Here is a 17,312-nt window from a genome sequence, read left to right as displayed (position 1 = left end):
AAAAACGGCCCCTCTTCAGGAGCCGTCCATTAACTTACTGCGTCAGCGAAAACCTATTTCTTTTTCGCTTTCGGGTTAGGCAAGTCAGTAATGCTACCTTCGTAGATTTCTGCTGCCAGGCCGACAGATTCATGCAACGTTGGGTGAGCATGGATAGTCAATGCGATATCTTCAGCATCACAACCCATCTCGATTGCCAGACCGATTTCACCTAACAGTTCACCGCCGTTAGTCCCGACAATTGCACCACCGATGATACGGTGTGTTTCTTTGTCGAAAATCAGTTTGGTCATACCGTCGGCACAATCAGAGGCGATAGCACGGCCCGACGCCGCCCACGGGAAGGTGGAGGTTTCGTAGCTGATGCCTTTTTCTTTAGCTTCTTTCTCGGTCAGACCAACCCATGCGACTTCTGGTTCAGTGTACGCAATGGATGGAATCACTTTTGGATCGAAGTAATGCTTCATGCCGGAGATAACTTCAGCAGCAACATGGCCTTCGTGAACACCTTTATGTGCCAGCATTGGCTGACCCACGATGTCACCGATAGCAAAGATGTGCGGCACGTTAGTACGCAGTTGTTTATCAACGTGGATAAAGCCACGTTCGTCAACTTCAACGCCAGCCTGACCTGCATCCAGCAATTTACCGTTAGGTACACGGCCGATAGCCACCAGCACTGCATCATAACGCTGTGGTTCTGCTGGCGCTTTTTTGCCTTCCATCGTGACATAGATGCCGTCTTCTTTGGCTTCTACCGCAGTCACTTTGGTTTCCAGCATCAGGTTGAATTGCTTGCTGATACGTTTGGTAAAGACTTTCACTACGTCTTTGTCAGCAGCCGGAATAACCTGATCAGCCATTTCGACTACATCAATCTTCGAGCCCAACGCATGGTAAACCGTACCCATTTCCAGACCGATGATCCCGCCGCCCATAACCAGCAGACGCTCAGGGACGGTTTTCAGTGCCAGCGCATCAGTGGAGTCCCAAACACGTGGGTCTTCATGAGGAATGAATGGCAGTTGGATTGGACGAGAGCCGGCGGCGATAATCGCGTTATCGAAAGTAATGGTCGTCGGGCCGTTTTCACCCTCAACAACCAGGGTGTTCGCGCCAGTGAACTTACCTAAACCGTTAACGACTTTGACTTTACGGCCTTTAGCCATACCTGCCAAACCACCGGTTAACTGATTGATAACTTTCTCTTTCCAAACACGTACTTTATCAATATCAGTTTTAGGCTCACCAAATACGATACCGTGTTCAGCTAATGCTTTAGCTTCTTCGATAACTTTAGCGACGTGCAACAACGCCTTGGAAGGAATACAACCGACATTCAGGCAAACACCACCCAGAGTGGCGTAACGCTCAACCAGAATGGTTTCTAAACCTAAATCCGCGCAACGAAAAGCAGCAGAGTACCCTGCTGGGCCTGCCCCAAGTACCACGACCTGAGTTTTAATTTCAGTACTCATCATGACCTCTTAATTGTTTGTCCGGCGGGTCAGACATCATTTTTAGGCTAATTAATTTCATAATGCCGTTCATACACCGGGATACTGACACGCGGCAGTTTACAGAATTGTTAATAAACTGAAAAGCCGCATCGCGTGACGAGTGTCTCAACAACCTTGTCGACTTATGTAACGAGCCGACAAAGCCGGTTCATAACTGTCTTTTGTCTGTCTGTAATAGTAACAAGGCCGGCGCTAAGCCGGCCTTGACGATTACATCACCAGACGGCGAATGTCGGCCAGCATATTGTTGATGATAGTGATAAAGCGCGCACCATCAGCACCGTCAATCACACGGTGGTCGAAGGAGAGCGACATCGGCATCATCAGACGCGGCTGGAACTCTTTACCGTTCCAGACAGGCTCTATCGCAGACTTGGAGACACCGAGGATAGCCACTTCCGGCGCGTTAACAATCGGCGCGAAGTGAGTTGTCCCGATACCACCCAGGCTGGAGATAGTGAAGCAACCGCCCTGCATTTCGCCAGCGGTCAGCTTACCATCACGAGCTTTCTTGGAGATAGCCATCAGTTCACGGGACAATTCAGTGATGCTTTTCTTGTTCACATCCTTGAATACCGGAACGACCAGACCATTTGGCGTATCTACCGCGACACCGATGTTGATGTACTTTTTCAGCGTCAGCTTCTGACCATCTTCGGACAGTGAGCTGTTGAAACGTGGCATCTGCTCAAGAGCAGCAGCAACAGCTTTCATGATGAACACCACCGGGGTGAACTTCACGTCCAGCTTACGCTTGGCAGCTTCGTCGTTCTGCTGCTTACGGAACGCTTCCAGATCAGTGATATCGGTTTTGTCGAAGTGAGTTACATGTGGGATCATGACCCAGTTGCGGCTCAGGTTAGCACCAGAGATTTTCTGGATACGACCCAATTCCACTTCTTCGATTTCGCCGAACTTGCTGAAATCAACTTTCGGCCAAGGCAGCATGCCTGGCAGACCACCACCGGTGGCAGCCGCTGGTGCCGCTTCAGCGCGTTTAACCGCATCTTTCACGTAAGCCTGAACGTCTTCGCGCAGGATACGGCCTTTACGACCAGTACCTTTCACTTTCGCCAGATTCACGCCAAACTCACGGGCCAGACGACGGATAACCGGCGTTGCATGCACGTAAGCATCATTCTCAGCGAACTCACCTTTGCTGGCAGCAGGTGCCGATGCAGCAGCGGCTTTGGCCGGTGCAGCAGCAGGAGCGGCTTGCTGGGCTGGTGCAGCAGCAGGTGCCGCGCCTTCCACTTCAAACACCATAATCAGAGAGCCGGTTTTCACTTTGTCGCCGGTGCTGATTTTGATCTCTTTCACGATACCCGCGAATGGTGCCGGCACTTCCATTGAAGCCTTGTCACCTTCAACGGTAATCAGTGATTGTTCAGCGGCAACTTTATCGCCCACTTTCACCATCACTTCTGTGACTTCAACTTCATCACCACCGATGTCTGGTACTTCAACATTTTTGGCAGCAGAGGCCGCCGGTGCAGCAGGAGCCGCCGGAGCTGACTCAGTTGCCGCTGCTGGTGCCGCAGCACCTGCCACTTCAAATACCATAATCAGGGAGCCAGTGCTGACTTTATCGCCAGTGCTGATTTTGATCTCTTTAACCGTACCGGCGAATGGCGCAGGCACTTCCATAGAAGCTTTATCGCCCTCTACCGTGATAAGAGATTGTTCAGCGGCAACAGTGTCGCCCACTTTGACCATCACTTCAGTGACTTCAACTTCATCACCACCGATGTCTGGTACTTCAACATTTTTGACAGCCGATGCCGCAGGAGCCGCTGCCGGAGCAGGGGCCGCTGATTTCTCTTCCGCTTGAGCAGGTGCCGCAGCGGCACCTGTTGCTTCGAAGATCATCATCAGTTTGCCGGTCGCAACCGTATCGCCAACCGCGATTTTGATTTCTTTAACGACACCCGCCTGTGGTGAAGGGACTTCCATGGAAGCCTTATCACCTTCAACAGTGATAAGTGATTGCTCAGCTTCAACGGTATCACCCACTTTCACCATAATTTCGGTGACTTCAACTTCATCTGCACCGATGTCCGGTACTTTGATTTCGATAGACATTATTCAGTACCTCTTAAGCCAGACGCGGGTTAACTTTTTCTGGGTTGATGTTGAATTTCTTAATCGCATCAGCAACCACAGAAGCTTCAATTTCACCGCGTTTAGCCAGTTCACCCAGAGCAGCAACCACCACGTAAGAAGCATCAACTTCGAAGTGGTGACGCAGGTTTTCGCGGCTGTCTGAACGACCGAAGCCGTCAGTACCCAGTACGCGATAATCGCTGGCTGGTACGAAAGTACGAACCTGCTCGGCAAACAGTTTCATGTAGTCGGTAGACGCTACCGCTGGTGCTTCATTCATCACCTGAGCGATGTATGGCACACGTGGGGTTTCAGTTGGGTGCAACATGTTCCAACGCTCACAGTCCTGACCATCACGCGCCAGTTCGGTGAAGGAAGTTACGCTGTAGGTGTCAGAACCTACGCCGTAGTCGTTAGCCAGGATCTGCGCAGCTTCACGCACATGACGCAGGATCGAACCGGAACCCAGCAACTGTACTTTACCGTTCTTACCTTCCAGAGTTTCCAGCTTGTAGATACCTTTACGGATACCCTCTTCTGCGCCCTGCGGCATGGCTGGCATATGGTAGTTTTCGTTCAGCGTGGTCAGGTAGTAGTAGATGTTTTCTTGCGCGTCACCGTACATACGCACCAGGCCATCATGCATGATGACAGCAACTTCATACGCATAAGCTGGATCGTAAGAGATACAGTTAGGGATAGTCAGTGACTGAATGTGGCTGTGACCATCTTCGTGTTGCAGACCTTCGCCGTTCAGTGTGGTACGACCTGAAGTACCGCCGATCAAGAAGCCGCGTGCCTGTTGGTCACCCGCTGCCCAGCACAGATCGCCAATACGTTGGAAACCGAACATGGAGTAGTAGATATAGAACGGGATCATTGGCAGATCGTTGGTGCTGTATGACGTCGCAGCAGCCAGCCAGGAAGACGCAGCACCCAGTTCGTTGATCCCTTCTTGCAGGATCTGGCCTTTTTCGTCTTCTTTGTAGTAAGCAACCTGTTCACGGTCTTGCGGGGTGTACTGCTGACCATTCGGGCTGTAAATACCAATCTGACGGAACAGACCTTCCATACCGAAGGTACGCGCTTCGTCGGCGATGATTGGAACAATACGGTCTTTGATAGACTTGTTCTTCAACATCACGTTCAGCGCACGTACGAAGGCGATAGTGGTAGAAATTTCTTTGTTCTGCTCTTCCAGCAAGGAGCTGAAATCTGACAATGCTGGCATTTCCAGCTTTTCAGTGAACTTAGGCATACGGGTTGGCACATAGCCTTCCAGCGCCTGACGACGTTCGTGCAGATATTTGTACTCTTCGGAATCTTTCTCGAAGGTAATGTATGGCAGTTTTTCGATATCAGCATCGGCAACAGGTACGTTGAAACGATCGCGGAAGTGGTGAACCCCTTCCATGTTCATTTTCTTCACCTGGTGGGCGATGTTTTTACCTTCAGCTGTTTCGCCCATGCCGTAACCTTTAATGGTGTGGGCCAGGATAACAGTTGGTTTGCCAGTGGTTTCTTGTGCTTTTTTCAGTGCAGCAAAGACTTTCTTCGGATCATGACCGCCACGGTTCAGAGACCAGATCTCGTCGTCGCTCATGTCTTTCACTAATGCAGCAGTTTCTGGGAAACGGCCAAAGAAGTGTTCGCGCACATAAGCGCCGTCTTTGGATTTGAAGGTTTGGTAGTCGCCATCCAGTGTTTCGTTCATCAGTTGGATCAGTTTACCGCTGGTATCTTTACGCAGCAGTTCATCCCAACGACCACCCCAAATCACTTTCAGAACCTGCCAGCCAGCACCACTGAAGATGCCTTCCAGCTCATTAATGATTTTGCCGTTACCAGTAACCGGGCCATCAAGGCGCTGCAAGTTACAGTTGATAACGAAGACCAGGTTATCCAGTTTTTCACGGGTGGCGATGGTGATCGCACCTTTGGATTCTGGCTCATCCATCTCGCCGTCGCCCAGGAAGGCGTATACGGTCTGTGCTGAAGTGTCTTTCAGACCACGGTGAGACAGGTATTTCAGGAACTTGGCCTGATAGATTGCACTGATTGGGCCAAGGCCCATAGATACAGTCGGGAACTGCCAGAATTCAGGCATCAGTTTCGGGTGCGGGTAAGAAGACAAACCTTTACCGTCAACTTCCTGACGGAAGTTATCCATCTGTTCCTGAGTCAGGCGGCCTTCAAGGAAGGCACGTGCGTAAACGCCCGGAGAGATGTGGCCCTGGAAGTAAACCAGATCGCCGCCGTCTTTTTGGTTACGCGCACGGAAGAAGTGGTTGAAGCAAACCTCGTAGAAGGTCGCGGAAGATTGGAAGGATGCCATGTGGCCGCCCAAATCCAGATCTTTCTTCGATGCCCGCAACACGGTCATCACGGCATTCCAGCGGATTGCGCTGCGGATACGACGTTCAAGTTCCAGATTGCCAGGGTAAGCAGGTTCTTCTTCTACCGGGATAGTATTGATGTAATCACGGCTGGCAGAACCAGCAGCAACACTCACACCACCTTTACGGGCTTCGCCCAAAACCTGATCAATCAGATACTGAGCACGCTCAACACCCTCTTCACGGATGACCGATTCGATCGCCTGTAGCCAGTCGCGGGTTTCGATCGGATCCACGTCATTATTTAAACGTTCTGACATGGTGGTATTCCTTATCTGTTTCTAATGGTTTATTTGGAGCCTATCTTCCTGTGCTTTAACCCCAGGCTAAAGCACGTGCCCTGGTGAAAACACCGGAAGATAGGCCCATCAGTTTAGTTGCCGCTAATCATTCTCAAATGAGAACTACTACCCAAAGAAATTGGAGTTACAGCACGGCGGCCAGAGAATGAACCCCGATGAGCTGACTCAAGTCAGTGATTCAGGTGAGTTCACGTAGCTAACAACCCTGTAGCTTCAAGTAAGAAGGGTATCAACGAGTTATTGAGGTCTTGCTAAGGCGCAACCCAAATGATTCGTTTCTAATCCTTGCGCTGTTGGAGCCGACGCAAAGATCGCTCACGGCGACTGTGCTCCCGACTGAGATCCAACAGGATTTCCTCAATAAACGCCAAGTGACGGTGTGAGGCTTCACGGGCTTTTTCTGGCTCGCGTGCCACAATCGCCTCAAAAATCCCGGCGCGGTGACTGCTTACCGTTGCCAGCATTTCGCGGCGCGAGTAAAGCAATTCAAAGTTTTGTTTTACGTTTTGTTCCAACATTGGCCCCATGCAGCGCAGTAAATGTAGTAACACCACATTATGTGCCGCCTCGGTGACCGCCACTTGATACTGCATAACAGCATCAGCCTCGGCATCCAAATCGCCGCTGTCTTGTGCTTGCTGAATAACAGTATGGCATTCACGAATACGTTGCAGATCTTCATCAGTACCACGCAGTGCAGCATAATAGGCAGCGACACCTTCAAGGGCATGACGGGTTTCTAACAAGTCGAATTGTGATTCTGGATGGTCGGCCAGCAGTTCAGCCAGCGGATCGCTAAAGCTTTGCCACAGATTGGTTTGCACGAAAGTGCCACCACCCTGGCGGCGCAATAACAGCCCCTTGGCTTCCAGGCGCTGGATTGCTTCTCGCAGAGAAGGTCGGGAAACATCAAATTGCTTCGCCAACTCGCGCTCAGGCAGTAATTTCTCACCTGGGCGTAGCGTCCCTTCCAAAATCAGGTATTCAAGCTGCTGCTCGATAACATCTGATAATTTGGGTTGGCGTATTTTGTTGTAGGCCATAATTTGTTGTAAGCCGTATTGAGTGAATCGTCTCTGCGAGTGGTGCGGAGTCAATTGGTAATACCAATTTCAAAAACGTGACGATAAAGTAACAAAGTATTCACTACCTGTCCATACGGACCTTGACCGAAATCATGAAACCCAGCACATTTTAACAATTTTACTGACAGCGCGATGCAAAGTGATAACGTCGCGTTGGTAATACCATTACCTGCCATCTGAGAGTTTTAACTTTTATGAAACGGATATTTAGGCAAGCTGAAGCGTTATAGTTATTTTATTTATGAATTTAAATCCTATTTATGTGAATTTAAATTCAATCACATTCAAGAAATGTCTGTATTTTCTCTTTCCTTTTTCTAATAACTGGTATGACCATTATAAAAATGGCCAACTGATGACTTTTTGCGCAAAAAAGGTCGATTCCTGCTTTTCCTGCAAACAACAGCTTGATCATCCACCAACATTTTTATTCGCATTTTGCTGAAAAATTCATCGAATAGAATAAAAAGCAGATGCAATAATTTTCACCTACCACTATTCTCTTTTAAAGGGTAGCCAGTAGAGTAAATTCTGAAAAAAGCACCCGTAAACAAAATAATACAAATAATGTAATCAAAATCTTACGCATAGCACGCGGCAACCATTTTGCCGGTGAATAGTGACAACGACAGAGGATGCAATAATGAGTATTCAACAGGAAGGTGCGGAGCTAAAGCGGGGGCTTAAAAACCGCCACATTCAGCTTATTGCCTTAGGTGGTGCTATTGGTACCGGGCTATTTCTCGGTATCGCGCAGACCATTCAAATGGCGGGGCCTTCAGTGTTACTGGGGTACGCGATTGGCGGTTTTATCGCGTTTCTGATTATGCGCCAGTTAGGTGAAATGGTGGTTGAGGAGCCGGTGGCAGGTTCGTTTAGTCACTTTGCTTATAAATACTGGGGCAATTTTGCTGGTTTTGCTTCCGGCTGGAACTACTGGGTACTGTACGTGTTAGTCGCGATGGCAGAACTCACCGCTGTCGGTATCTACGTACAATATTGGTGGCCGGAGATCCCAACCTGGGTCTCTGCCGCAGTATTCTTCCTCGCGATTAATGCCATCAATCTGGCGAATGTAAAAGTATATGGCGAGATGGAGTTCTGGTTTGCCATCATTAAAGTGGTCGCCATTATTGCCATGATTTTATTTGGCGGCTGGTTATTACTGAGCGGCCAGGGTGGCCCGGAAGCTACTGTCACCAACTTATGGGCGCAGGGCGGCTTCTTCCCCAATGGCATCATGGGGTTAGTGATGGCAATGGCGGTGATTATGTTCTCCTTCGGTGGGCTTGAGTTAGTCGGCATCACCGCAGCAGAAGCAGAAGACCCAGCCAAGAGCATCCCGAAAGCGACTAATCAGGTTATCTATCGTATCCTGTTGTTCTATATTGGTTCTCTGGCAATTTTATTGTCACTTTACCCGTGGGGAAAAGTCGTCGAAGGCGGCAGCCCGTTTGTACTGATCTTCCATGCATTGAACAGCAATGTGGTGGCAACTGTGTTGAACGTCGTGGTATTGACCGCAGCATTATCGGTCTACAACAGTTGTGTGTACTGTAACAGCCGTATGCTGTTCGGTTTAGCCAAGCAAGGTAATGGCCCGAAAATGCTGTTGAAAGTCGATGGTCGCGGGGTTCCGGTGATTGCTATTGCGGTTTCCGCCTTCGCCACCGCTTTCTGCGTGCTGATTAACTATTTGATTCCGGGCCGTGCTTTTGAGTTGCTGATGGCATTAGTGGTATCCGCACTGGTGATCAACTGGGCGATGATTAGCCTGGCACACCTTAAATTCCGTGCGGCGAAAAACCGTCAGGGCGTTATCCCGCAATTCAAAGCCTTCTGGTATCCGTTTAGTAACTATTTATGCTTGCTGTTTCTGAGCGGTATTTTGGTGATTATGTATCTGACGCCGGGTATTCAGATTTCGGTGCTGTTGATTCCTGCCTGGTTAGTGCTATTGGCTGTCGGTTATATCCTGAAAAATCGCAACCAAAGAGTGAAATCCTGATAGCGGCGAATGAATTAGCGGCGCAATAAACTAATATTTTCAAAAAAATCAGGCCCACATTTTACTGTGAGCCTGATTGAGTAGTTATGTAATAAGCAGGGAAAATTTCTCTGCTTATTACTATGCATACGCTACTACTTACTTAATATCATGAGATTTCCATTCACGCTCACCTTTCCCTCCGCCAAACCAAGAGAAGCCATACATATCGTAGCGAGTAATATTACCTGCATGATTAATAATAATTTCATTTGCCGGAGTTCCATCATGAGTATTCCAGCATTGCTGTTTTAGAGACGCATTAGAATCTTTACCGAACTCATTCTGCCGTTGAAGATAATTTGTCTTAAATGAATCTTTAATGAGCTGTTTTGCCCCTAAGTTATAAGTTAATTCCATAGGTTCCAATAACTCATTATCTAGTTTAATCGAAATTTCCCATTTTAGATTGGCATGATGTTCTCTCCCCGCCCAAGTTGTTCGACATGTTGTATCGTTCAGGCCTGAAGAGGTAGTAATCAAATTAAAACTACGATTAAGTTTAGCTGAACTCCATATATCTACCGGCTGCAACCGCCCTATATCAATAGGTTGAGAATCAACAACAACCCCATTAATACCTTGATAACCAGAGGATTTAATCTTGACTTTAACTTTTTTACCCACCCAGCCGGATTTATATTTAATAGTTGTTGATTGTAGATTAAATGTATTTTTAATCATCTCTGCTACCAAATTAGCACCGGTGTTTTCATCTATTAATTCAACAGTGACAGTTTCTGGAAGTCTGTACTTATCTGTATATAGAGAAGACCAATCGATAACTAAATTATCACCAACAAAAACTGGTTTCCACGAGCGTTCATTGGGAGAAATAGTACCTTTACTCATCGGTTTTATAGCAGATAGCTTTATTTCAGGCTTGCCATAAATCTCCTGCACATAACTATTGCTACTCGCCAGATAATAGTCATCTCCCGCCACTTGAGCGGTTAGCTCTACTCGCCCTGGGTTTTGTACGCTTAATTTGCTTCCGCTCTGATTCACCGTCAGGACATTATTATCTGAAGATGACCACACTATGCTAGGGATTGAAGCGCCATTTGGTAATTGCAGTGAAACATTATCCGTAATTTTTGATTGAACCGTAGACCTGTTAAAATTAATCGGGAATGATTTCTTCTCAACAACCAGCGCATAAGTGGCAGTGCCAGCCTTGAAACGATCATCTTGCGCAGATTTCACCGTAACCAGAGTGGAATCCGGTTTCTTGGTGGTGATCTCACCTTTACCGGAATCAATTGTCGCAACTGCACTATTATCAATTGCCCAATTTAAGGTTAATTTAGCAATATCTGCATCAGCATTATCTGCAACGGGTTGATATGCAGCAATTGTTGTACCCCACTCCTTATTTTGTATCGGCTGCTGGAATTTCAGTTTAGGATCAGCCCGCTCAACTTCAAGCTGATAACTGGCCGTCCCCATAGCATAGGTTGCATCCGCCAGTGTTACCGCTGAAATATTCACTACACCGGCTTTGAGCAATTCAATTTCACCGGTAGATGTATTAACTTTCGCCACATCCGGATCACTACTACTCCAGTGAGGCTTTAACCCATTGGGTAATGCGGTGTTCAGCTTTTGGGCTGACAATTTCTTACTGGTATAGGTCACTGGGACATTTTGGTTAGCAAAGCCTAACTGCGGCATAATATTCCCCACCAGCAGTTGTGGTTGCTGAGTCAAACTTATGCCGTTAATGCTGGCAATAAATTTGGTATTCCCCTTGGCGGTTGAGGTGACTACAGTGCTGTAAGTTCCATCACCATTATCCGTCATTGGGTTGGCGAATTTTAGGTTTTTCAGACTATGACTATCTTTAACATCAACCTTCTGGCCTACCAGTAAGTTGCCAAATTTGTCTTTCAGCGTGGCGGTTAGCTTGGCTTTAGTGTTGCCACTGGCATCAATTTTCGCCACATCCAATACAAGATCAGATTGGCTTGGATCGACATCACCCGCAATGGTGCCTACATCTGGTGCAGCCACAATCAGTGTGCGAACCTGCGCCTCCATTTTATATTGACCTAAACGACTGGCACTCAATTTGGTTTCTGCTTCACCGTTCTTATTGGTGTAGCTCAGGCCCTGATACTGACCTTCGCCCTGCGCCAAACGCCAGGCAACCGGGAAGTTGTCCAGCAGATTACCATTACCATCAACCACCCTGGCGGTATAAGTCACTTTATCCGCATTATCGGCTTTAAAGGTCGTTTTGTTTGGCTTAACCTCAGCTAGTTTAGCCGTCCGCGTATCACCCACCAATTCTACATTGACTGTATTCGGCAAAGGCTTGCCCGCAACAGAGACAGTGACAGGATATTTACCGGCCTGAGTGCCTTTAATCGTCACCAAATAGCCGCCCGACGAGTTAGCTTTGGTTTCGATTTCCAGACCATTTTCGCCATGCTTTGGTGAGGTGGTTATCTGGCTTGCCAGATTAGGTAACGGGTTACCTTTGCTGTCTGCAATATCGACCTGAACGGTGGCAATATCTAGCCCATTGGCGGTTATTTGTTGCGTCAGTAACGCCACGGTAGAGGCACTGATATCCACCCCACCACTGGTAAATTTAACCGCGCTGGCCTGCGAACTGTGATTACCAACCGCAGCTGTAACCAGAGCATCACCTGCCAAATCACGGCTGATTTCAACTTCTGCCACGCCAGCACTGTTAGTTAGGCTAATAAAGTTGCCAGTAATTATGGTGTCGCTATTGACTGACCAATGCACTGGAATAGCTGCACCCAGCAGGTTATCGTGAGCATCTTTGATGACCGCCTGATAAGTGACTTTATCACCCACCGCAACAGACCCGGATTGCAACGGTTTTACTTCAGCAATCTTGGCAGTGCGCACATCAGCAATCACTTTCAGCTTCTGCTTAGGTAATACCTGACCATCAAGCGTAGTGACAATTTCGCCCGCACCGGCTTTAGTCCCGCTAATAGTTGCGCTATAGACGCCATTCGCCACTTCAGTAAATTGACTAACCGATACTCCCGGTAAACCGAGTGCATTGGCGCTAATTTTCCCGCTTTGACCAGTTAATGGGTTGCCATTGGCATCATTGACCTTAACTGTCAGTGTGGTGGTGGTAACGCTACTAGCCACCAGATTCGCAGCCGAGACACTCACGGATGATTGTGCTATCGCAATGCCACCGGCGGTAAAGGTCACTGGTGCTGCGTCCATCTGACTGGTGCTGCTAACAATAGCGGTCACCGTCGCACTACCGGCTTGTTTACTGGTCAGGGTGACAGTTGCCACGCCAGATGCATTAGTTTTGGTGATAGCCACCAACTCACCCAGACTGGTTCGCCAACCCACCGAAACATCCGCCAGGCTCGGGTTACCCTGAGCATCTACCACGGTGGCGGTATAAGTAATACGTTCCTTGCCGTCAGCTTTGGCTATATTAATATTCGATGTGACATTTTTCAGTGTGGCGGTCTTATTATCCGCCTGTAAGGTTAGCGTCTGCGTTTTACTCACTTCCACTTTGTTGACCACATTTTTGGCAGTTAAATCCACAGCACCTTCTTTGGTTCCGGTGATAGTGGCTTGATAAATCCCTTTCACCGCTGATTCAGTGATAGTGCCAATGGTCACATGATTTGCTACTGACTGAGTGACCTCAATCTGCGATGCCAGACCCGAAACCGGGTTATGGTTGGCATCACGCAGTGTGAATTTCAGCATGGTGCTTTGCTTACCATCAGCAATGATCATATTAGGTTGTAACAACAAATCCGCGTTGGATAGCACTGGTGTTACCGCGACAAACTCCGCCTGATTAGTGCTTTTTACCGGCATTGCTGCATTATTGCCGACGTCCAGTTCTACGGAAACTTCAACCTTACCCGCCTGAGTACCGGTGATAGTTTGTGTACTCACGCCGTTGGCATTGGTGGTGGTTGATGGGTTGGCAACATTATTGATATTGCTACCCCAATTTAGGTTTATCCCGCTGACCGGATTGCCATAGGCATCTTTAACTGTCGTCACATAACTGAGGGAACTAGAGCCATCAGGTGCAGGCTTGCTGTTACCCGCTACAACCACGCTCTCGATCTTCGCAGTTTGGCGGTCCGCATTAAAGCTAATTGGTTGCGCAATAGCCTTGTCAGCATTGGCAAGTGTCGCGCTGATTTTTGCCGTGCCCGCTATCACGGAAGTGATATTGACCGTTGACTTACCGCTGTTATCCGTCTTACTCGTTGGATGATCAATACTGACCGGGTGGCCGTTCTCATCTTTCCAGGTAATATTTTCAGCTATTACTGGGTTGCCTTTGGCATCAACTACCGTAACGCTATAAGTCACCTTGTCTTTATCATTAGCCACGAAATTACGCTGAGCCATTGGCGCTAAGGTAATTTTTGCGGTACTGCTGTTAGCGATAAACTCAGCCTTGTCAGGTGATGTACTTGGGATCCCATTAACAGATGCTTTAACTGTGGCAGAACCCGCCTTAATACTGACAAGATCTATAGTCGCTTCACCCTGACTGTTAGTCGTGGTCATTACGGTGGTAGCCTGCGCCGGAGTAAATTCACCCAGACTGGTTTCCCAAAGAACCGGACTATTGGCCACAATATGACCGTTGCTGTCTTTTACCACGACTTTGTAAGTGACCTGTACCTGACCATCAGCAACCTGTTTGGTGTTAGTCGGTGCTAACCAGTCAGAGATTTTGGCCGTCACGGCATCCGCGGTGAAACTCAGCTTTTCAGTTGCCTGATTAAGCGCCAAATCACCTTTAGCTACCTGCGCATTAATGGTGATATCACCCACATCTGTGCTGGTAAGGGTAATTTGCGACTCACCCAAATCGTTAGTTTGAGTTTTTCCCGTTGCAGGGCTAAACGTCACCTTATGGTTGCCTGCCCCCCATATAATCTCTTCATTTTTAATCGGGTTGCCGTTGGCATCGATAATTTTGGCATTGAGGGTAATACTATCTGTGCCATTAGCCGCAGCACTGTTTTTGCTCACAGGCAGTAATGTAATCTTGCCGCTTTGACGATCAGCAACAAAGACTACCTTGCCTGCATTATAAGGTTTGCCACCGACAGTCGCCGTGACGTTGGCCGTTTCTGCCTTGGTGCTCACGAACTCAATAAAGGTTTCCCCATTAGCGTCGGTGGTGGTAGTGGTATTGCCCTGAACAAAGGAGCCGATATTGCTCGACCACTCCACAGCTGCGCCAGGAACGACATTACCCTGCTTGTCTGTCACCTTCAGTTTATAAATGGTTGTATCTTTACCATTGGCGACCACCTGAGCGGTGGTGGTCGTGACAGTAAAGTCGCTGGGTTTCACCGTTATGGTGCTGTTATCTGGCTTTATCTCTATCGCTCCCGCACTCACTGGGGCCGCAGTACCTACCTGCACAGTAACATTGGCCGTGCCGGTCACGGTGGAACTGAAGGCATTTTCTGCAATACCCTGTGCGTTAGTGATACTGGTAACGAATTCAAGACCAGGCGAATTTAAATCACTTGCCCACTTAACTTCAACGCCAGCCACCGGATGACCCAATGCGTCAGTCACCAACACTTCAAGTTTGGTTTTATCGGTAGCATTGGCAGTAATTGTTGGCGTGGAGAGAGTAATAGATGAGCTGCCAGGAATGGTTGCCGTAGTTTTATCGGCAGTCTGGGTCAGAATGATCGGATTCAACTGAACCCCACGCACCGTTGGCGTAATGGCAAAGCTGCCAACCGCACTACTGCTGGTCAGCGAGGCTTCATAAACACCGGTCTGTATTTCCTGTACATCGCTTATCGCTACCGCTGGCACTGGCACTGGCACTGGCGCTGGCGCTGGCACTGACATTGGCACTGGCATTGGCACTGGCATTGGCATTGGCATTGGCGAAGGAGCAGAACGTCTGATTTTAGGAATATTGCCTGTGACGTTGCGCACCGCAAAAGTGATGTTGCCTGCAGCACCACTGACCGGTTTACCTGCATCGGTTTTTAAAGCCAACCGAAGTGTAGAACGGCTGGTCGTATTGGCTGGCAACGTAGCGGGGGTTAATGAGGAGATACTATTGATAATATTAATATTTACGCCAGTAACGTAAAGATTAGTTGAACTGGAAGTGGAGTAATTGCCTTTTTTATCAACCGCACGCCCACTTAATACATAAGCATTCGCCGCACCATCAATATACGGCGGCAAAGCGACATGATAGGCCAAATTACCTAAATCGCTCACCTGCCCACCAGCCAGAATCACATCGGCAGCATCCCACTCGATTCGATCCAAGCCATGACGGGCATTAAAGGTATAATTTATCGGCAATATTTGTGCTTCTTTCCCGCTAATATTGTCAGGTAGATTTAATGTCACTACCTGCTGCTTACGGTATTCCAGCACAATGTTGTTATTACGATCGACCAAATCCATGCGGCTACCCGCCAGAGTCCGCGTCGCTTGTACCGCTGCGGGATCTATCTGCTTATGCCACGGAGTATTAATTTCGTAATTAACACCTAAATTCAAACCGGTTTTATTTTTCCCACTATTACCAATAGTATGATCAAGCCCTAAGCTCACTAATGGGATCGGGGTATAGCTCACGCCAGCCGTTAACGCCGATGGGTTTTTCTGCCGTTCGTTAATGCCAAACAAGGCGACTTCATCACCGAAATATTTCTCATACATCAACTTCCCGCCTAGCTGCGGGTAGAAAGGTAAGTAGGCTTCAGTGCGAATGTCATAACCATTAGCCGCACGTTCGTCATAATCTTCAACTTTAGCGGAATGCTTCCATCCACCCAAACGATGATAACTATTGGCTGAGAGCTTAACGTAATCCCGCGCTAATTCACCGCCAAATCCTACCCGCCGATGAGCATTACCGGATATTTGCTGATCCAAGAAAATGTTATAGCCGAACATCCAATCAGACACATAATGGCGTTGCCCCAACCCAATATTCATAATATTGCGTTGATCAATACGACGAAAACCAAACTGGCTGAAGGCAAGCTTCTCAGGTTGGTCATCAAGAGGGATAAATAAGTCCATTTCAGAACCATTGAAATCATTCTTATCGTCAACCTGCAATTTAATCTGAGCCTGACCGATATGGCTTAACCACTCCTCGACCGTTTTCGCCGTGGAAGATAACAACATCCCCTTGGCTAAACGAGAGAATGCATCGACGCGGTTCTCACTGCTTAACGAATTCCCGACCTGGGATAAATGAGAGGCAACCAAAGAGGCTTGCTGGGTAGCCCGTTGCTCTTCTTCCTGATTTGGAACATAAACAACCGCACCGTATTTGACTGCATCAAACGCACTGCGATTGTTATATAAATTGATATTTAACGCCCAAAGCTCATCGACAGATAAGCCATAGCTTGCTGCAACTGACTCAAGTGTGTCGGTTGGGGTGAGCGTATGAAGTTGCTTAAAAAGCACTGCTTTTTTCGGCATATCACTGTTCGCCTGAGTACTAAAACTCACCGAATACAGCGGAAGTGTACTTATTAATATTTGTAAAACTATTTGCGCATAGGCAATGGCTTTCTTAGGAAAGTCATTGCCTAAGTAACGCCCTATGCCTTTAAAAATGGTGGCCATTATAATATTCCTGATTTGTTACCGGTATAATCGACACGCATTAATTCAAATGGGTTTGAAACATAAACACAGATGAAAATAAGTTGAGTAATGCATGAAGAAATAAGCCAATAGAAATTGATCAGGCGGATAATATGGCGAATAGTGAAATGATAAAAAGGAATAGCTCGGAATTTAATTGGACTAATAATAAATCATAAAAAAAATAGATTTTTTATTTAGAATAAGAATAATTC

Annotated in this window: 6 protein-coding genes; 1 reads left to right on the top strand and 5 read right to left on the bottom strand. The window is 47.7% G+C overall.

Going from position 1 to position 17,312, the window contains the following annotated elements; all coding sequences use genetic code 11:
- Positions 1-53: 53 nt before the first annotated feature.
- The 4 genes from lpdA to pdhR form a co-directional block, all read right to left on the bottom strand.
- On the bottom strand, positions 54-1,478 hold the full coding sequence (gene lpdA / locus HU019_RS10090) for a dihydrolipoyl dehydrogenase (RefSeq protein ID WP_005156808.1): 1,425 nt from the start codon (positions 1,476-1,478) through the stop codon (positions 54-56).
- A 252-nt stretch (positions 1,479-1,730) separates the two neighbouring features.
- Positions 1,731-3,602, bottom strand: a complete 1,872-nt coding sequence (gene aceF, locus HU019_RS10085) for a pyruvate dehydrogenase complex dihydrolipoyllysine-residue acetyltransferase (RefSeq protein WP_174848712.1) — start codon at positions 3,600-3,602, stop codon at positions 1,731-1,733.
- A gap of 13 nt (positions 3,603-3,615) precedes the next feature.
- Complete coding sequence (gene aceE / locus HU019_RS10080) at positions 3,616-6,279, bottom strand: pyruvate dehydrogenase (acetyl-transferring), homodimeric type (protein ID WP_005156812.1); 2,664 nt, start codon at positions 6,277-6,279, stop codon at positions 3,616-3,618.
- A 320-nt stretch (positions 6,280-6,599) separates the two neighbouring features.
- The gene (gene pdhR, locus HU019_RS10075) at positions 6,600-7,364 is read right to left on the bottom strand and encodes a pyruvate dehydrogenase complex transcriptional repressor PdhR (RefSeq protein ID WP_004389026.1); all 765 of its coding nucleotides are present in this window, start codon (positions 7,362-7,364) and stop codon (positions 6,600-6,602) included.
- Between the two features lie 685 nt (positions 7,365-8,049).
- Between pdhR and HU019_RS10070 the strand changes: the two genes are divergently transcribed.
- The gene (locus tag HU019_RS10070) at positions 8,050-9,414 is read left to right on the top strand and encodes an amino acid permease (protein WP_174848713.1); all 1,365 of its coding nucleotides are present in this window, start codon (positions 8,050-8,052) and stop codon (positions 9,412-9,414) included.
- 138 nt (positions 9,415-9,552) lie between these two features.
- Here the strand turns inward: HU019_RS10070 and HU019_RS10065 are convergent, their stop codons facing one another.
- A complete protein-coding gene (locus HU019_RS10065; protein WP_174848715.1) occupies positions 9,553-17,076 on the bottom strand; it encodes an Ig-like domain-containing protein in 7,524 nt (2,507 codons plus the stop codon).
- Positions 17,077-17,312: the final 236 nt, after the last annotated feature.

This window comes from Yersinia artesiana (assembly GCF_902726545.1).
Classification (GTDB): domain Bacteria; phylum Pseudomonadota; class Gammaproteobacteria; order Enterobacterales; family Enterobacteriaceae; genus Yersinia; species Yersinia artesiana.
This window is presented reverse-complemented; position numbering and strand designations above follow the sequence as displayed.

Coding starts and splice junctions, on each gene's coding strand:
- lpdA (WP_005156808.1), bottom strand. CDS start 1,478: ATGAGTACTGAAATTAAAACTCAGGTCGTGGTACTTGGGGCAGGCCCA.
- aceF (WP_174848712.1), bottom strand. CDS start 3,602: ATGTCTATCGAAATCAAAGTACCGGACATCGGTGCAGATGAAGTTGAA.
- aceE (WP_005156812.1), bottom strand. CDS start 6,279: ATGTCAGAACGTTTAAATAATGACGTGGATCCGATCGAAACCCGCGAC.
- pdhR (WP_004389026.1), bottom strand. CDS start 7,364: ATGGCCTACAACAAAATACGCCAACCCAAATTATCAGATGTTATCGAG.
- HU019_RS10070 (WP_174848713.1), top strand. CDS start 8,050: ATGAGTATTCAACAGGAAGGTGCGGAGCTAAAGCGGGGGCTTAAAAAC.
- HU019_RS10065 (WP_174848715.1), bottom strand. CDS start 17,076: ATGGCCACCATTTTTAAAGGCATAGGGCGTTACTTAGGCAATGACTTT.